This window comes from Fundidesulfovibrio sp. YSD1, from assembly GCF_055397115.1.
This window is the reverse complement of the sequence record NZ_AP043666.1, coordinates 2,349,119-2,363,677: the sequence shown is the minus strand read 5'-3', so window position 1 is coordinate 2,363,677 and position 14,559 is coordinate 2,349,119. Positions and strand designations below refer to the sequence as shown.

The 14,559-nt window shown below is 65.1% G+C and carries 10 protein-coding genes; 4 read left to right on the top strand and 6 right to left on the bottom strand.

Annotation, left to right across the window (positions count from 1 at the left end):
* Positions 1 to 310 precede the first annotated feature (310 nt).
* Positions 311 to 1,180 carry an ectoine/hydroxyectoine ABC transporter substrate-binding protein EhuB gene (ehuB, locus tag ACZ5V4_RS11015; RefSeq protein ID WP_464314904.1) on the top strand — a complete coding sequence of 290 codons (870 nt, stop codon included), beginning with the start codon at positions 311 to 313 and terminating at the stop codon, positions 1,178 to 1,180.
* Positions 1,177 to 4,128 carry a PAS domain-containing hybrid sensor histidine kinase/response regulator gene (locus ACZ5V4_RS11010; protein ID WP_464314903.1) on the top strand — a complete coding sequence of 984 codons (2,952 nt, stop codon included), beginning with the start codon at positions 1,177 to 1,179 and terminating at the stop codon, positions 4,126 to 4,128. The genes ehuB and ACZ5V4_RS11010 overlap by 4 nt, the downstream gene beginning before the upstream one ends.
* Before the next feature lie 39 nt (positions 4,129 to 4,167).
* Here the strand turns inward: ACZ5V4_RS11010 and ACZ5V4_RS11005 are convergent, their stop codons facing one another.
* On the bottom strand, positions 4,168 to 5,091 hold the full coding sequence (locus ACZ5V4_RS11005) for a class I SAM-dependent methyltransferase (RefSeq protein WP_464314902.1): 924 nt from the start codon (positions 5,089 to 5,091) through the stop codon (positions 4,168 to 4,170).
* 541 nt (positions 5,092 to 5,632) lie between these two features.
* On the opposite strand from ACZ5V4_RS11005, the gene ACZ5V4_RS11000 reads away from it, so the two are divergent.
* Positions 5,633 to 9,073, top strand: a complete 3,441-nt coding sequence (locus ACZ5V4_RS11000) for a class I SAM-dependent DNA methyltransferase (protein WP_464314901.1) — start codon at positions 5,633 to 5,635, stop codon at positions 9,071 to 9,073.
* Positions 9,070 to 9,450 carry a hypothetical protein gene (locus ACZ5V4_RS10995; RefSeq protein ID WP_464314900.1) on the top strand — a complete coding sequence of 127 codons (381 nt, stop codon included), beginning with the start codon at positions 9,070 to 9,072 and terminating at the stop codon, positions 9,448 to 9,450. The genes ACZ5V4_RS11000 and ACZ5V4_RS10995 overlap by 4 nt, the downstream gene beginning before the upstream one ends.
* Positions 9,451 to 9,510: 60 nt before the next feature.
* On the opposite strand, the gene ACZ5V4_RS10990 is transcribed toward ACZ5V4_RS10995, so the two are convergent.
* The 5 genes from ACZ5V4_RS10990 to ACZ5V4_RS10970 all read right to left on the bottom strand — a co-directional run bounded on the left by ACZ5V4_RS10990 (position 9,511) and on the right by ACZ5V4_RS10970 (position 14,052).
* Complete coding sequence (locus tag ACZ5V4_RS10990; protein ID WP_464314899.1) at positions 9,511 to 10,044, bottom strand: hypothetical protein; 534 nt, start codon at positions 10,042 to 10,044, stop codon at positions 9,511 to 9,513.
* 172 nt (positions 10,045 to 10,216) lie between these two features.
* On the bottom strand, positions 10,217 to 10,624 hold the full coding sequence (locus ACZ5V4_RS10985; protein WP_464314898.1) for a hypothetical protein: 408 nt from the start codon (positions 10,622 to 10,624) through the stop codon (positions 10,217 to 10,219).
* Positions 10,621 to 13,662 carry a DUF927 domain-containing protein gene (locus ACZ5V4_RS10980; RefSeq protein ID WP_464314897.1) on the bottom strand — a complete coding sequence of 1,014 codons (3,042 nt, stop codon included), beginning with the start codon at positions 13,660 to 13,662 and terminating at the stop codon, positions 10,621 to 10,623. Before ACZ5V4_RS10980 ends, ACZ5V4_RS10985 begins: the two co-directional genes overlap by 4 nt.
* Complete coding sequence (locus tag ACZ5V4_RS10975) at positions 13,659 to 13,838, bottom strand: hypothetical protein (protein WP_464314896.1); 180 nt, start codon at positions 13,836 to 13,838, stop codon at positions 13,659 to 13,661. The genes ACZ5V4_RS10980 and ACZ5V4_RS10975 overlap by 4 nt, the downstream gene beginning before the upstream one ends.
* A 10-nt stretch (positions 13,839 to 13,848) precedes the next feature.
* Entirely contained in the window at positions 13,849 to 14,052 is a 204-nt protein-coding gene (locus ACZ5V4_RS10970; protein WP_464314895.1) for a helix-turn-helix transcriptional regulator, read from the bottom strand.
* Between the last annotated feature and the right edge of the window lie 507 nt (positions 14,053 to 14,559).

The window sequence follows — 14,559 nt, the reverse complement described above, 5'->3', positions numbered from 1 at the left end:
CGAAACTCCGGACCGGGCTTCGCCCCACCGGCCCCTCCGGAGACCCCACCCCGGCCCCGGGCGACACCACCGCCCGGGGCCACCTTCTTTTGCGTTCCCCATCGCCGCCAGCGACTGCCGCGCCTTTCCCTCCTTTTACGGTGTGATATTGTGTCAACGTATCAAATCCATATTTTGCGCAGGCACAATTGACAACGCGATGGCCGGGGGCGTACAGAATAAGCCAAATCCTAAGCGGTGAGTTGCTCCGACCGCGGCCCCCTCGCAATGCTCCAGCCGCCGCCGACGTGAATATGCAGAGGTCCGGACGATGAACGCCAGAAGCAAGAGAAACCTGTTCTTCGTGGCCGCGGCTTTCACCGCCGCCTTCGTCCTGGTTTTCCTGCGCGGCAGGGACCACTCGCTCAAAAGAATCCTGGACACCGGGACCATCCGCGTGGGCTACGCCGTGGAGCCCCCCTACAGCTTCGTCAAACCCGGCGGGGAGGTCACGGGCCAAAGCCCGGAGATGGCCAAGCTCATCGCGGACAGGCTGGGCATCAACACCATCGAATGGCGCCAGGCCGCGTTCGGGGCCTTGATCGACGAACTCGAGAGCGGCCGCGTGGACGTGGTCGCGGCGGGCATGTTCATCACCCCCGAGCGCGCCCGGCGCGTGGCCTTTTCCGAACCCGTGGCCAAGGTCGCCCAGGCCATGCTCGTGGCCAGGGGCAACCCCTTGCGCATCCACTCCCACCGCGACTTCCTGGACAGGCCCGAGCTGCGCGCCGCCGTGCTGTCCGGGTCGGTGGAGGAGAGGCTCTTCAAGAAAATGGGGCTGCCGGACGAAAGGCTCGTGCGCGTGCCGGACGCGGCCACGGGCCGGGCGGCCGTAGAGAGCGGCATCGCCCACGGTCTGGCCCTCTCCGCGCCCTCCGTGAGGTGGATGGCGGGCACGGACAAGCCCGGCAAGACCGAGATGGCGGCGCCCTTCGACCAGCCCGGCGCGGGGTACTCCGGAGGGCCGGGCTACGTGGCCTTCGCGTTCCGCAAGGCCGACGAGAGCCTCCGCGAGGCCTGGAACGGGCAGATCGCCGCCACGCTGTCCAAGGAGGACTACGCGGAACTGGTCGAGCCCTTCGGCTTCGGCAAGGACGAGCTCCCCACGGGCGAGACCACCAAGGACATCCTTTCACGATGAACACGCCGCACGCGCCCATGCACCCTCTGCTCACGAGGCTCCTGAACCGCAGGTTCGAAATCTGGGGCACGGTGGCCGTGTCCGCGCTCATCTGCGCGGGCATCGCGTTCATGCACGTGGCCTACACGGACTCGCTCAGGCAGGCCACGCAGCGCGTGGAGCGCCTGCGCCAGGCCAGGACCGAGCTGGCTCTGGGGCTTCTGGCCGTGACCATGTCCGACGAGCCGGGCTCGCCCTTCCAGCGCGACCAGGGCCTGGCCCTGGTGCGCCAGGCCCTGGGCTCGTTCGAGAAGGACATGCCGGGGGTTGGCGACGCCGACCCGGAACTGGCCGCGCGCTTCTCGGAAAGCCTCACCGTGTTCTCGGCCCTGCTGGCGGACTGGAGCAGGACCGTCCCGGCCAATCCCGACAAGGAGACGGCGCTGATGATCGCCTACCACGGGCTGGAGCGCCTGGCCGCCAGGGCGGACGGGCGCATCCGCTCGGAGATGGCCGGGCGGGCCGAGCGCCTGGACCGCGAGTTCGCCCTGGCCATGACGGCCTCGGCCGCGCTGCTCGCGGTCATCGCCACGCTGGTGCTGCTGGCGGGCAAGGCCAGGCGGCAGGCCGAGGCCGCGCGCGACCGCCTGGCCAGGCGTCACGAGACCACCCTGCGCAGCATCGGCGACGCTGTGATCGTCACCGACCCGGCCGGGCGCGTGGAGCTCATGAACCCCGTGGCCGAGGCCCTGACAGGCTGGACGGACGCCGAGGCCAAGGGCTTGGCGCTGCGCGAGGTGCTGGACATCGTCAGCGCGGAATCCGGGGAGCCCGCCCGCGACCCGGTGGGCCAGGTCATCGAGCACGGGGTCGTGGTGGGGCTGGCCAACCACACCCTGCTCAAGTCCCGGGACGGCGCAACCCGGCCCATCGCCGACAGCGCGGCCCCGATCGGGGACGGAGGCGGCGGGATGCAGGGCGTGGTCCTGGTGTTCAGGGACCAGTCCGAGGAGTACGGCTTCCGCAAGAGCCTGGAGGAGAGCGAGCACCACTTCCGCACCCTGGCCGACAGCGGCATGGCGCTCATCTGGACCTCCGGCCCGGACGGCTCCTGCACCTACTTCAACCAGCGCTGGCTCGCCTTCACCGGAAGCACGCCGGACAAACAGCTCGGCGACGGCTGGAAGGCAAGCCTGCACCCGGACGACCTGGCGCGCCGCGAGGCCGTGGTTTCCGGCCGCGTGGCCAAGCGCGAACCCTTCAAGTGGGAGTACCGCCTGCTGGGCGCCGACGGCTTCTATCGCTGGATGGCGGAGCAGGCCACGCCGCGCCTGGACAGCGAGGGCCGTTACCTGGGCTACATCGGGCACTGTTTCGACATCACGGAGCGCAAGCGCGCCGAGCAGGAACTCCAGGAGAGCGAGAAACGCTTCCGCACCCTGGCCGACAGCGCGCCCGTGGGCATCTTCATCCAGACCGGCGGCCGCTTCGCCTACCTGAACGCCACGGCCGCGAGCCTCCTTGGCGCGAGCGACGCCGCCGCGCTCCAGGGCAGGCAGGTGCTCGACCACATTCATCCCGATTTCAAGGACAAGGCCAGGGAGCGCATCCGCGCGCTCAACGAATTCGAGGAGCCCGCGCCCCCTAGCGACATGATCCTCCTGCGTCTGGACGGCTCGCAGCTGGAGGCCGAGACAGCGGCCGTGCCCTTCCGCTTCGCGGGCCAGTCCGGAGCGCTGGTGTTCTTCCACGACATCAGCGGGCGCAAGCGCGAGGAGGAGGTCATGCGCAAGGCCAAGGAGGCGGCCGAGTCCGCCTACAAGGCCAAGTCGGACTTCCTGGCCAACATGAGCCACGAGATCCGCACGCCCTTGAACGGCATCCTGGGCATGCTCCAGCTCATGGAGTTCGGCGAACTCGACGACGAGCAGAAGGAGTGCCTGGCCTCGGCCATCGCCTCGACCAACAGGCTGGGCCAGCTGCTCTCGGACATCCTGGACCTCTCGCGCATGGACTCCGGCAGGCTGGCGCTCGACTCCGCCCCGTTCGCCCCGGCCAACCTCAAGGGCTCGGTGCTGGAGCTCTTCTCCCCCACGGCCAGGCAGAAGGGCCTGGACCTCGGGTTCGACCTGGACGCGTCAGTCCCCCCGGTGCTCGCGGGAGACGAGATGCGCCTGCGCCAGATCCTGTTCAACCTGGTGGGCAACGCCGTCAAGTTCACCGAGAAGGGCTCGGTGAAGGTGGAGATCGCCCGGATCGCGGATGTGAGCCCCTCGCGCGCGCAGATGCTCTTCGTGGTGGAGGACACGGGCATCGGCATCTCGGAGGAGAAGCTCAAGCTGGTCTTCGAGCCCTTCGTGCAGGCCGACGACGTCTACACCAAGCGCTTCCAGGGCGCTGGGCTCGGGCTCTCCATCGTGCGCAGGCTGGTGAAGCTCATGGGGGGCGAACTCGGCGTGGACACCACCGAGGGGGAAGGCACCACGGTCTATCTCTCGCTGACCTTCGGGCTGCCTTCGCAGCCAGCGGCGCAAGAGCCCGCCGCCCGCGAAGCCGGGGATTCCCAGGACAGCCCGGGGCGGCTCAGGGTGCTCCTCGTGGAGGACGACAGGATCAACATGCTGAGCGCCAAGCGCATGCTGGAGAAGCGCGGCTACGCGGTGGAGGCCGCCCACGACGGGCAGGAGGCCCTCAAGATGCTGGCCGGGCAGGACTTCGACCTGGTGCTGATGGACGTGCAGATGCCGGTGCTGGACGGCGTGGCCGCCACGAAGATCATCAGGACCGCGCCCGAGTTCGCGGCCAAGGCCCGCGTGCCCATCGTGGCCGTGACGGCCTACGCCCTGGACGAGGACAGGCAGGCCTTCCTGGACGCGGGCATGGACGCGTACCTGCCCAAGCCCTTCGACGCGGCGGAACTCAAGGAAGTGATCGGGAAGGTGACGGGGGACCGGGAAGGCCAAGGCTGAAGCCCCCCCTGTCCGTCCCCCGGCGGCTTCACGCCGGGGCTAGCGCCTGCCGTCGTATTCGATCCAGAGGCTGCCGCCCTTGGGAGCCGAGCGGCCGTGCATCAGGTTGGCGAGCTGCCCGGGGTTGAAGTGCCGGTGGTACTCGCTGCCGAAGAGCACCTTGGCCCGGGGATTGTCCGTCAGCCAGGCCAGCAGCAGGTACTGCTCGGTCCAGTGTATCTGCAAGTCCAGCAGCCAGTCCTGGGGCAGCCCGAACGGCAGGAACACGTCGTGGACGTGGATGTAGATCCTCTTCCTGACGGCCGGGATGAGCCGCAGATAGATGTGCAGGCAGTCGCTGCCGGTCTTGACGGTGTGGGTGGAGTCCACGAACAGGATGTCGCCGTCGTCCAGCATGGAGTCGAGCGCCTCGGGGGTGAGGTCCTGAGCCCGCATCCTGTGGAGCCCAAGCCTTCCCTGACGGTCCAGTTCCTCGATGAAAGGCCTCGGGAAAGGCTCGATGCACGCCAGGCGGCCCGCCCCGTTCCTGCCGAGCGCTTCCAGCGCCACGAAGGAGGAGAACCCGCTCCCTATCTCGACCACGGTTTTCGGCCGGAGCCGGCGCACGTAGGCGTAGTAGGCCATGGCGTCGCTGAAGGAGAACTGGGTGTTGTTCCAGAAGAAGGCCGTGGCCTTTTCCTCGTCCCCGTTGTCCGGCGGATCGAACTCCGCCGAATACTCCACGAGGGCCGCCAGTTCGTCCTGGAGCCTCTGCTGCACGAAGACGTCGCGGTTCAGGTACGGAGGGTCCTTCTCCCGGTATTCGTAGGACTCCTCGATCTCGGCGAGGGAGGGCGTGTTGGAGTAGAAGTTGGCGGGGACGACGTTCACCCCGGACTGCTGCAGCATCCCGCGGATCGCGCGCGGGCCGTAAAGCGACTCGACCAGCGACGGCAGGGCCTCGCGCAGGGCCTTCTCCAGCATTGTCGTAACCTCGTGCGCTTCGGGTGGTGACGCAGCGGCGCGGGCCGAACCGCAAGCAGCAACCGGACCGCCCCGCCACGGGGGACAGTCCGGCCTCGTTCACGCATGCGGGATGGCGGGAGAGGACACCGAATCCAGCGCATATCACATTAAAATATCTTATTTTTTGCAATATGGCTTGTGCATGTTGTCCGGTTTGTTGTCCGGCTTGAAATTTCTCTCATCTTCGCCGGGCTGCCTATCCCCCCCTGGTTCCAGGCTCCAATTAGCCTGTAAAAAAAGCCAAAATCATGCCGAAACTCTACGCGAAAGAGCGCACCCGGTCTACCCTCCTGACGGCGTGAACATTTGCCCCCCTCCCCCGGTCCGCCCCGATCTTCTCCCCCAGGCCGCCAGCGACCGGCGTTTGCCGATCTTGCGCCCCCCGTGATTGCCGCCCTCTGGAACCATGCAAGAGCAACAGGCCCGTAACCCGCTGCTCGCCTATTGTTCTAGCGGTTATAAGACACGCGCTATTGCGTCCGCTATGCCGGTAGCTTAAATGCGTTCCATGTCTGACGCCGCCGAACGCTTCATAGCCAAGTGGAAACCCTCCGGGGGCTCGGAGCGGGCTAACGCGCAGCCCTTCCTCATCGACCTGTGCCGGTTGCTGGAGCTTGAGGAGCCAAGGCCCGTCACGCCTGGAACACTCAGCCACTACGGTTTTGAACGCGACGTGGTGTTCAAGCATGGCGACGGGACCACGAGCACAGGGCGCATCGACCTGTACCGGCGTGGCGCGTTCGTGCTCGAAGCCAAGCAAGCGAAGGATCAACCGCAGGAGCGCGGCCTGTTGCCGGGCGTGGGCTCCAAGGCGGGGCTCAGGCGCGGCACGGCAGCATGGAAGACGGCCATGCTGCGCGCCAAGAATCAGGCCGAATCCTACGCCCGAGCATTGCCTGCCAGCGAGGGCCGTCCGCCGTTTCTGCTCATAGTGGACGTGGGCCACTGCTTTGAGTTGTACGCTGAATTCAGCCGCTCCGGCGCGACGTACACGCCTTTCCCCGATCCCAAGAACCACCGCATAGAATTGGACTCCCTCAAGGAGCCCCGCGTCCGGGAATTACTGCGCTCGATCTGGCTGGACCCCTTGAGCCTGGACCCCAGCAAGCGCCAAGCCCGCGTCACGCTCCAGGTTGCAGAAAGCCTTGCCCGTCTGGCCAGGTCGCTTGAAGAGCAGGGCCATGAACCCCGTATCGCGGCGGATTTCCTCATGCGCTGTCTGTTCACGATGTTTTCGGAGGACGTGGGGCTCCTGCCGAAGCGCTGTTTCACGGGCCTGCTGGAATCGCTGCTGGACGCGCCGGACGGCTTCGTGCCCACGGTCGAAGAGCTTTGGGCCAAGATGAACACCGGCGGATGGTGCGTGGCCCTGAAAAAGCAAGTGCTCTATTTCAACGGCGGGCTGTTCCACGATGCCAAGGCCCTGCCTCTCAACTGGAGCCAGCTCACCTTGCTTCTGGAAGCCTCCCGCGCCGATTGGCGGGAGGTGGAGCCCGCCATCTTCGGCACGCTGCTGGAACAGGCCTTGGACCCCAAAGTGCGCCATCGCCTTGGAGCGCACTACACCCCCCGTGCTTATGTCGAACGCCTCGTGCTGCCCACGGTGATAGAGCCCCTTCGGGAGGAATGGCTTGGCGTCCAGACCGCCGCCACCCTGCTTCTGAGCCAGGGAAAAGACCGCGAGGCCTGGGACGAAGTGAAGGCCTTCCATAGGCGTCTGACTCAGGTGAAGGTGTTGGACCCCGCCTGCGGCACGGCGAACTTTCTCTATGTCTGCCTTGAGCATCTGAAGCGCCTGGAAGCGGAAGTTTTGGATTTTGAAAGCGACCTCGGACGCGAAGGGCTTTCGCAAGAGTTCCTGGCGGAAATGAAGAACCTGACCGTGGACCCCAGGCAACTCCTTGGGCTGGAAATCAACCCGCGCGCGGCGGCCATCGCTGAACTGGTGTTGTGGATAGGCTATCTGCAATGGCACTTCCGCACCAAGGGGGATGTCAACCCGCCTATCCCGGTCATCCAGAACTTCGGCAACATCCAGGAGCGGGACGCGCTCATCACGCACCAGGGCCTTGTGCCGGTGCTGGACAAGCACGGCCAGCCCGAAACCCGCTGGGATGGCGTCAGCACGTTTATTCATGCCGTCACGGGCAAGCCTGTGCCGGATGAAACCCAGCGCGTCCCCGTGCTGCGCTTCGAGCATCCAAAGCCGTACGAATGGCCGCAGGCTGATTTCATCGTGGGCAATCCACCGTTCCTGGGCGGCAAAGACAAGCGCGAAGCCTTTGGGGAGGCCTATTTCGACGCTATCCACAAAGCCTACCCCAAGGTTCCAAAGTCGGCTGATTTCGTCATGTTCTGGTGGCACAAGGCTGCGCTTGCGGTGCGAGACGGCAAGGCGCGGCGCTTCGGCTTCATCACGACGAATTCCTTGTCCCAGACCTTCAACCGGCGCGTTGTGGAGCCTTTCCTTGCCGACGCGAAGCATTCCGTCAGCATCGTCTACGCAATACCGGACCACCCCTGGAAAGACGGCTCCAGCGCGGCGGACGTTCGGATCGGTTTGACCGTTGCCGAGGCGGGGCATTTGCCGGGCAGGCTGCTCCAGGTGGTCAAGGAAACACCGGGAGAACACGGGGAAGTCGTTGTCGAAATGCTGGAGAGCACGGGGCACGTCAACCCGGATTTGAGCCTCGGTGCTGACCTCAGTGCCTCGAAAGCTTTAAAGGCCTGCGAGGGGTTGAGTTGCCCTGGGGTCAAGCTCCACGGGGCGGGCTTCATCGTTACCCCGGAACAGGCCAAGTGCCTGGGGCTGGGGAGCCGTGCAGGCCTGGAACAACATATCAGACGCTACGTCAACGGGCGGGACCTTACGGCAAATTCACGTGGGGCAATGGTCATTGACTGTTTTGGGCTCTCAGTGGATGAACTTCGCGTATGTTACCCCGAAGTATACCAATGGCTGCACGAACGGGTGAAGCCTGAACGGGACAGTAACAATCGCGCTTCGTACAAGGATTGTTGGTGGGTCTTTGGAGAGCCACGTAGGGAATTCCGTCCTGCCCTGGCGGGCCTGCCGCGCTACATCGCCACGGTGGAAACCGCCAAACACCGGGTCTTTCAATTCCTGGATGCCACAATTCTTCCGGACAACATGATTGTGGCCATCGCGACCGCTGACGCCTACCATTTGGGCATCCTCTCCAGCAGGTTCCATGTCGCTTGGGCACTGGTTCAAGGGGGAACACTCGAAGACCGTCCGCGCTACAACAAAACCCGTTGCTTCGAAACCTTCCCCTTCCCTGCGGACCCTGCGCCCGCGCTCAAGGCCCGCATCCGCGACCTTGCGGAGCGCATCGACGCCCACCGCAAGGAGCGTCTTGCCGCCCACCCCGAAGAACTGACGCTCACAAAGCTCTACAACGTCCTGGAGGCCTTGCGCTCAGGCCGCGCCCTGACCGATGCGGAAAGGATCATCCACGACAAGGGCCTTGTGGGCATCCTGAAAGAACTCCACGACAGCCTGGACCAAGCGGTTGCCGAGGCCTATGGCTGGCCTGCGGACCTGCCGGAAGCCGAGGTGCTTTCCCGCCTGCTCGCGCTCAACCAGGAACGCCAGGAGGAGGAAGCCAACGGCTTCATTCGCTGGCTGCGCCCGGACTATCAGGCCCCCAACGCGCCGCGTGCCGTGCAACTGCCCACCGGACTCGTGGCCCTGCCCGCCAAGGCCAAGAAAGCCGCCTTGCCGTGGCCCGGAACGTTGCCGGAACAGGCCGCAGCAGTGGCGGCGGTACTTTCGGCGCAGTCCAAGCCCGTCAGCGCGGAGCAGGTGGCCAAACTGTTCAAGCGAGCCAAGCGTGACCGCGTGGCCGAACTGCTGGAAACCCTGGCCAGCCTGGGACAGGTGCGCCGTCTGGGAGAGGGGAGGTACGAGGCGGCATGAGTTCACAACATAGTGACGTTTTTTTTCATGTTGAGGACAAATTCCTTAAGGTCATGGCGGACTTTTGCGCAGAGGGCTTGTGGACAAGCTCCGGTTCTCTCTCGCCCTACAGCCTGCCGTTGAGTGATGACCTCAGGGAACGATTCATCGCCTGGAATTGGTGGTATGACCTTGAATACGAGGGTAGAGACAAAGACTTTGATATGGATGCCTTTGCTTCCGAGGGGCTGGATATTGCCAAACAATTAAAGCGAGAGCTCCCAGATTGGACCATTTTCTACTTCGATGAAGCAGAATTCTTGCGTTCATTCAACCTGGAGCAGGAGACAGGGCAGAAGCCGGACCTCGGCAGGCGATGTTATGAAATCATCCTGTAGAGGACAAACATTGATCGCCCCCTCAAAGACTTGGCTACTTCGTGGTGCAAGCCATGCTTCTCACAACACCATTCTGAATTTATTCATTGCCAGCAATAACCCTGTATTCTCGAACTGCCGGATTTCTTGCTCCATCCGCTCGAACGTCGCCCACCGCATCCCCTTGGGTTTGACGATGAATGAGGACACCCCGGCCTTCCCGCCCAGCCGCGCCCGCAGCTTGTTTGCCCGGCGTAAGAGGCGGTCCGGCCTGTCTTCGCTTTGCGAGGCATAGGCCAGCTTGTGGCAGGACCGGCAGAGGAAGGCCCGCAAGCCGTAGAGCACTCCTACGCGCCCCCAGCACCCCGGGCAGGTGAACCAGGGCCGGTTTCCACCATACCGGCAAGGCGTCCGCTCAAGATGGATCGTCTGTGAGACTTCTTCCCACTCGCCGCCATTCACCCGAACGCGAAACATGAGCTTCAAGGCGTAGCCAAGGCCCTGGAAGGAAACGGTGGATGTTTCGCCGCCCCCCCTGTTCCAGGTGATTTGACCGGCTCTTCCGCTCTCCAACGCGCCGCACTTGTGCAGGTTGGCCACGTCCAGCCGAAGCATTTCCCTCGTCTTCCTCTTCCAGCCAGGCCGCCCGGAACCGATACCGCCCATGTGCTCCCCCGGAATTTTTTACGAAATCATTTGGCTAAACTTCCCTGCTTCCAAAGCCGAACTGCCCGCGAACAAAGATGTGCCCTTGTTCCCCAAGGGATGATGATGTCCATGAAAACGATCATTCCATGTTTCGCATTCGCTCCTTGGCTTCGGCCTGAATCAGGGCAACCCAGCGGGCGGAGAGGTGGCGGGATTGCCCTTCACGCTGTTGGGCCAGCCATGAGACCACGCCGCGCGGGTCCGCCTCGAACCGGGCCAAGGCCTCCAGAGGGGAAGCGTCGGCAGGGATGGGGCCAGAATGAGACACATTCGCCCCGGCCACAGCCTCCCCGCGCGCGCGTTGAGGTGTCCTGAGATTGTCCGCTCGAAGCTCCTCGACGATCTCCGCCTTGCGGGCGCGGGCCACCTCCAGGACGCGGGCGTAAAGCTCATCGTCCAGGTTTTCGAGTCCATCCAGTTCAAGCCCGCCTTCCGGGGTCAGGCCCACCCCCACGCCGGTTGATTTCATCCAGACAAGGGCGTTCACAGGACCAACCTCGAATGGCGTTCGAGCGGTTGTCTTTTCTCCCCCTCGTCATTATGGATAGGGACATTCGGGACAGGTAGGGACACCGCGCCATTGCTTGATTGCGACTGTCCCGACCTCCCGTTTTCAGGGTAGGGACAGGTAGGGACAGGCTTCGCCGGGGAGCCGGTTTGTCCCGACCGTCCCGACCTGTCATGCTCAGGGTAGGGACACCCGGAACCAAGGCCGGTCAACGTGTCCCTATCGTCCCGGCCTGTCCCGACCTGATTTTGCCATGTGGTCGTTTGTTCGCCTTCCCCGAGGATGCCCGGGGCGATGTGATAGAAGCGCGTCCCGCTCCCCACGCCGGGAATACGCGGCTTGACCGTCAGGCCTTTCGCCTCTTGCGTCAGGAGCAGGCCCCGCGCCTTCAACTCGCGCAACACCATCTCCGCGTTCTGCCCCTGGCAGACCTCCACCTTGAACACGTCCTGGAAGACGTAGAAGGACCATTCCCCAGTGTTCTCATCCTTGCGTCGGAACCCGGCCCGGTTGATGATCCTGGAGGCGTCCGCAGCCTCTCCCCACGTCTCGAAGCGGGCCGCGCCGTGGGCCTGGAAAAACTGTCGCACCTGGGCAAGCCCCGCCGTCACTTCCGCCGCGCCAGCCCCGCCCCTGGCGTCCAGCCAATCCCGGAAGCACCGGGCCGCAGCCTGCCGGGCATCACCCTTGGGCCAGGACAGCACGCCCCAGGCCGCGCCGAACTCCCCAGCGCAAGCTACAAGCCCGAACCGCGCCGCGACCCGGGACACCTGGCCGTCAGCACCGGGAGGGCAAACCCCCGCCACGAACTCCCGGACGAACTCCGGGGCGGCCTGGGCCGCTTCGTCGTATCGAGCGGTCAGCTTCTCCAGGAAGGCCCGCAGGGGTGAGCCGTAGACGCTCCGGGCCTGCTCATTCAGATGGCGGGCGAACGCGGCGGGAGCGTCGAAACCGTGGATGTCCTCGAACAGCCCCAACCCGGCCCCGGCGTCCGCCTGGATGTCCACCACCCGGACAGCCTGCCCGGCCATGATCTTGCCCCGGCCATCCTCGCGCACCTTGTCCGCCAGGGTGATTTCCCCGGTAGACAGGAACAGCACGCGCCATTCCTGGGGCTTGCGGGCCGTGCCGTCGCGCCGGGAGCGGGCCTTGCCCTGGCCGTTGGTGAGCATGTAGGCAACGGCTCCGGCGGTCTTGGCGTCCGCCTGCCCGAGTTCATCCAGGGGCAAGAGGCAATCGCAGGACCCGGAGGAAATAGACTCAAGGGCGTTGTCCGTGGCCCGCCATTGGCGGAGATAGCCATTGAGGCCGCCCCCGCCGCACACGGACCCGGCCACGCGCAAGGCCGTGGTCTTGCCGGTGCTCGATCCGCCCACCAGATGGAAGCCGCCCGACTCCGCCCCGGCCAGGGCCAGGAGCGGCGCGGCCAGCGCGGCGGACACGGCAAGCACCAGCCGGGAGTTGCCGGGGCAGTATCGCCCGACGGCCTGTTGCCAGTCCTGGAGGCTCCCAGCCACGCGGAAGGCGTGGTCCGCAGGCCCGCCCTGCAATATGACCTCCTCGCCGTCCTGGGAGCCGTAGACGCCATCGGGGAGAACGAAGCGGCGGCCATGCCAGCCCACGCGGGAGACGCAACGGGCTCGGGCCTCGGGCCGGGAGAGGGTCAGGAAGTCATGCAGGCGCTTCGGCCCCTTCCCGGAGGCCAGCCGCAGTCCCATGGAAAGCAGTTCGCGGCGGTACTCTTGCCCATCCCCGGCCAGAGCGGACATGGGCATTGCCCAGCGGTGGGCGTTGCCGTCCGCGTCCACCACCTCCACCAACCGCCCCCATTCTCTGCCTTCGCCGTCCCGGGTCATCGCCAGCACGGCCAGAGGGGAGCACAGCCAGGACGGATCGCTGTCATCCTCCAGGAAGTAGACGCCATCGGCCCGGGCCTTGAACGGGAACCAGCCCGAGGCCGTGGAGCCCTCCCGCTTGGCCGAGGTCTTGGCCTCAATACCGTGCCGCTCCCGCGCCATCGCCTCGAAAGCGGCCACGTCCATCTTGTGGGCTTTGATGTGCTCTTTGACCCTTTCCAAGGTCCAGCCTTCGGCCTCCCCGTCCGCCAAGTCCCACTTCTCGGGCACGCCACTAGGGGGCGGGATGATCGACACTTCGACGGCCCCGGCCTCCTTCACCCTGGCGGCAAGAGCGAGGGCGGCCTCGAAGCCCGGCTTGTCCGCGTCCGGCCAGACGGCCACGCGCCGCCCGGCCAGGGGGGAGAAGTCCGCGTTGCCCACGTTCTTCGAGCCGTTGGGCCACGTCATGCACACGGCCCCCGACACAAGACGTTGAGCGGCATCAGTGCTCTTCTCCCCCTCCGACAACAACACGGGGGCATCAGGCTTGGCGGCGGCCAGACGATCCAGGCCGTAAAGCGGGCGGGGGACAGGGAACCCCTTCCACTTCCAGCGCATGGAACCGCCCCGCCCCTGGCAGAAGGTCAAGGGGGCAACCGTCTTGTCTGGCTTCCCTTCCTTGTCCACGACGTCGAACCGGCAGACGTAGCCCAGCAACCGCCCCTGGCCGTCACGGTAAGGCCAGTGCATCGACGGCAGCCCGTGGCCGGGATGCTTGAAGTCAGGCCCGGGCGTGCCGTCAGGGACAGGGAGGACGGGCCTCCATTCGTCGGCGGGCTTGGCCTTGGCCTGCCCTTGCGGCCTGGGTGCCGAACCGTTGCCGCCAGGATCAATGCCAAGCTCAACGGCCAGCTTACGGGCCGCGTCGGCTTGGCCGATGCCATGAATCGCGGCGTACAGGCTCACGGGGTCAGAACCGCCCGCGTCCCCGGCGAAGTCGCGCCAGACGCCCGAGGTCAGGTTGACGGACAGGGACCGTCCCGCTTCGCCGTCCAGGGAGCCGCACACGTATTCCTCGCCGTTGACCTTCCCGCCGGGCAGCCACCTGGACAGGAGGCTTTCCAGGCTGGCCAGGGCCACGGCGTTGATGCGGTCGAAGTCGATTCGGGGGGTGCTCATGCGGCCCCCAGGTGCAGGACGCGCAGGATGAAGGCCGCCAGGGCGGCGGGGGCCAGTTCGTGGGCGGCGAGAATGGTTATCAGGGCTTTTACCATGAACGGCAAGGATGCGACGAAGGGCTTGCTAGGTCCCGTCTCTCTCAGCCCCCGGCTCATGATGGAGGTCTCGCGTTTCATGGGCAAAGCCCTAGGCCGCAAGTCGGGCAATCAGGGTGCGAATGTCCGAAGCCCGCCATGCGCTCGTGCGCGGTCCCAGCTTCACGGGCGAAGGATAGCGCCCCTCTTTGATTCCAGCCCACCACGCGGAGCGGCTGACCGGGATGAACTGAAGCACCTGCTTTTCCCGAAGGAAGCCCGTTTCCGGAATCTGTTTCATGGCTTCTGTCTTCATGTTTCCTCCCAAGAAACAAAGAAAGCCCGGCCAAACCGCATCGCATGCGGCCTAGCCGGGCTGTAGTTGGCCCCTTCGTGAAGGGGGGTTACAGTAACCGGTGAATAAGCTCAGTCATCTAGCAATGAATGACTTGCCCTTGTACCTCTTGAAGCGGGACTACCTGCCTCGGCACTCCCTTTACGAAGTGTGTTCGCATGACACAAGAGCCCGTCATTCCTTTCGCCTGTGCTTCAAGCAGGAGTTGTACATACCCTCCTACTGCGTTTTTTTGAGCTTGCGTCAGGCTGGAAAAGCCAAGCTCCTGAAGCGCCATTGCCGACTTCTCTGCCGCCTCGCGCATCCGGGCGAGACGAGGCCCCTCTTTGGGAAAACCGGAGATACGCGCCTCCTTCTTGAGGTCGTGTCCAGGAATGGCTTGATTCGGGCGGGAGAATCCGGCAGAAGTGCGGTGGTGCTACACACTTCGGGGCCATCCCCGTCGGGGCCGTTCAAGCCAGTCTTGGG

What these genes read in the sequence shown, in the direction of transcription:
- ehuB (WP_464314904.1), top strand. Translation starts at nt 311, where the DNA reads ATGAACGCCAGAAGCAAGAGAAACCTGTTCTTCGTGGCCGCGGCTTTC.
- ACZ5V4_RS10980 (WP_464314897.1), bottom strand. Translation starts at nt 13,662, where the DNA reads ATGAGCACCCCCCGAATCGACTTCGACCGCATCAACGCCGTGGCCCTG.
- ACZ5V4_RS11005 (WP_464314902.1), bottom strand. Translation starts at nt 5,091, where the DNA reads ATGCTGGAGAAGGCCCTGCGCGAGGCCCTGCCGTCGCTGGTCGAGTCG.
- ACZ5V4_RS10990 (WP_464314899.1), bottom strand. Translation starts at nt 10,044, where the DNA reads ATGCTTCGGCTGGACGTGGCCAACCTGCACAAGTGCGGCGCGTTGGAG.
- ACZ5V4_RS11000 (WP_464314901.1), top strand. Translation starts at nt 5,633, where the DNA reads ATGCGTTCCATGTCTGACGCCGCCGAACGCTTCATAGCCAAGTGGAAA.
- ACZ5V4_RS10970 (WP_464314895.1), bottom strand. Translation starts at nt 14,052, where the DNA reads ATGAAGACAGAAGCCATGAAACAGATTCCGGAAACGGGCTTCCTTCGG.
- ACZ5V4_RS11010 (WP_464314903.1), top strand. Translation starts at nt 1,177, where the DNA reads ATGAACACGCCGCACGCGCCCATGCACCCTCTGCTCACGAGGCTCCTG.
- ACZ5V4_RS10995 (WP_464314900.1), top strand. Translation starts at nt 9,070, where the DNA reads ATGAGTTCACAACATAGTGACGTTTTTTTTCATGTTGAGGACAAATTC.
- ACZ5V4_RS10975 (WP_464314896.1), bottom strand. Translation starts at nt 13,838, where the DNA reads ATGAAACGCGAGACCTCCATCATGAGCCGGGGGCTGAGAGAGACGGGA.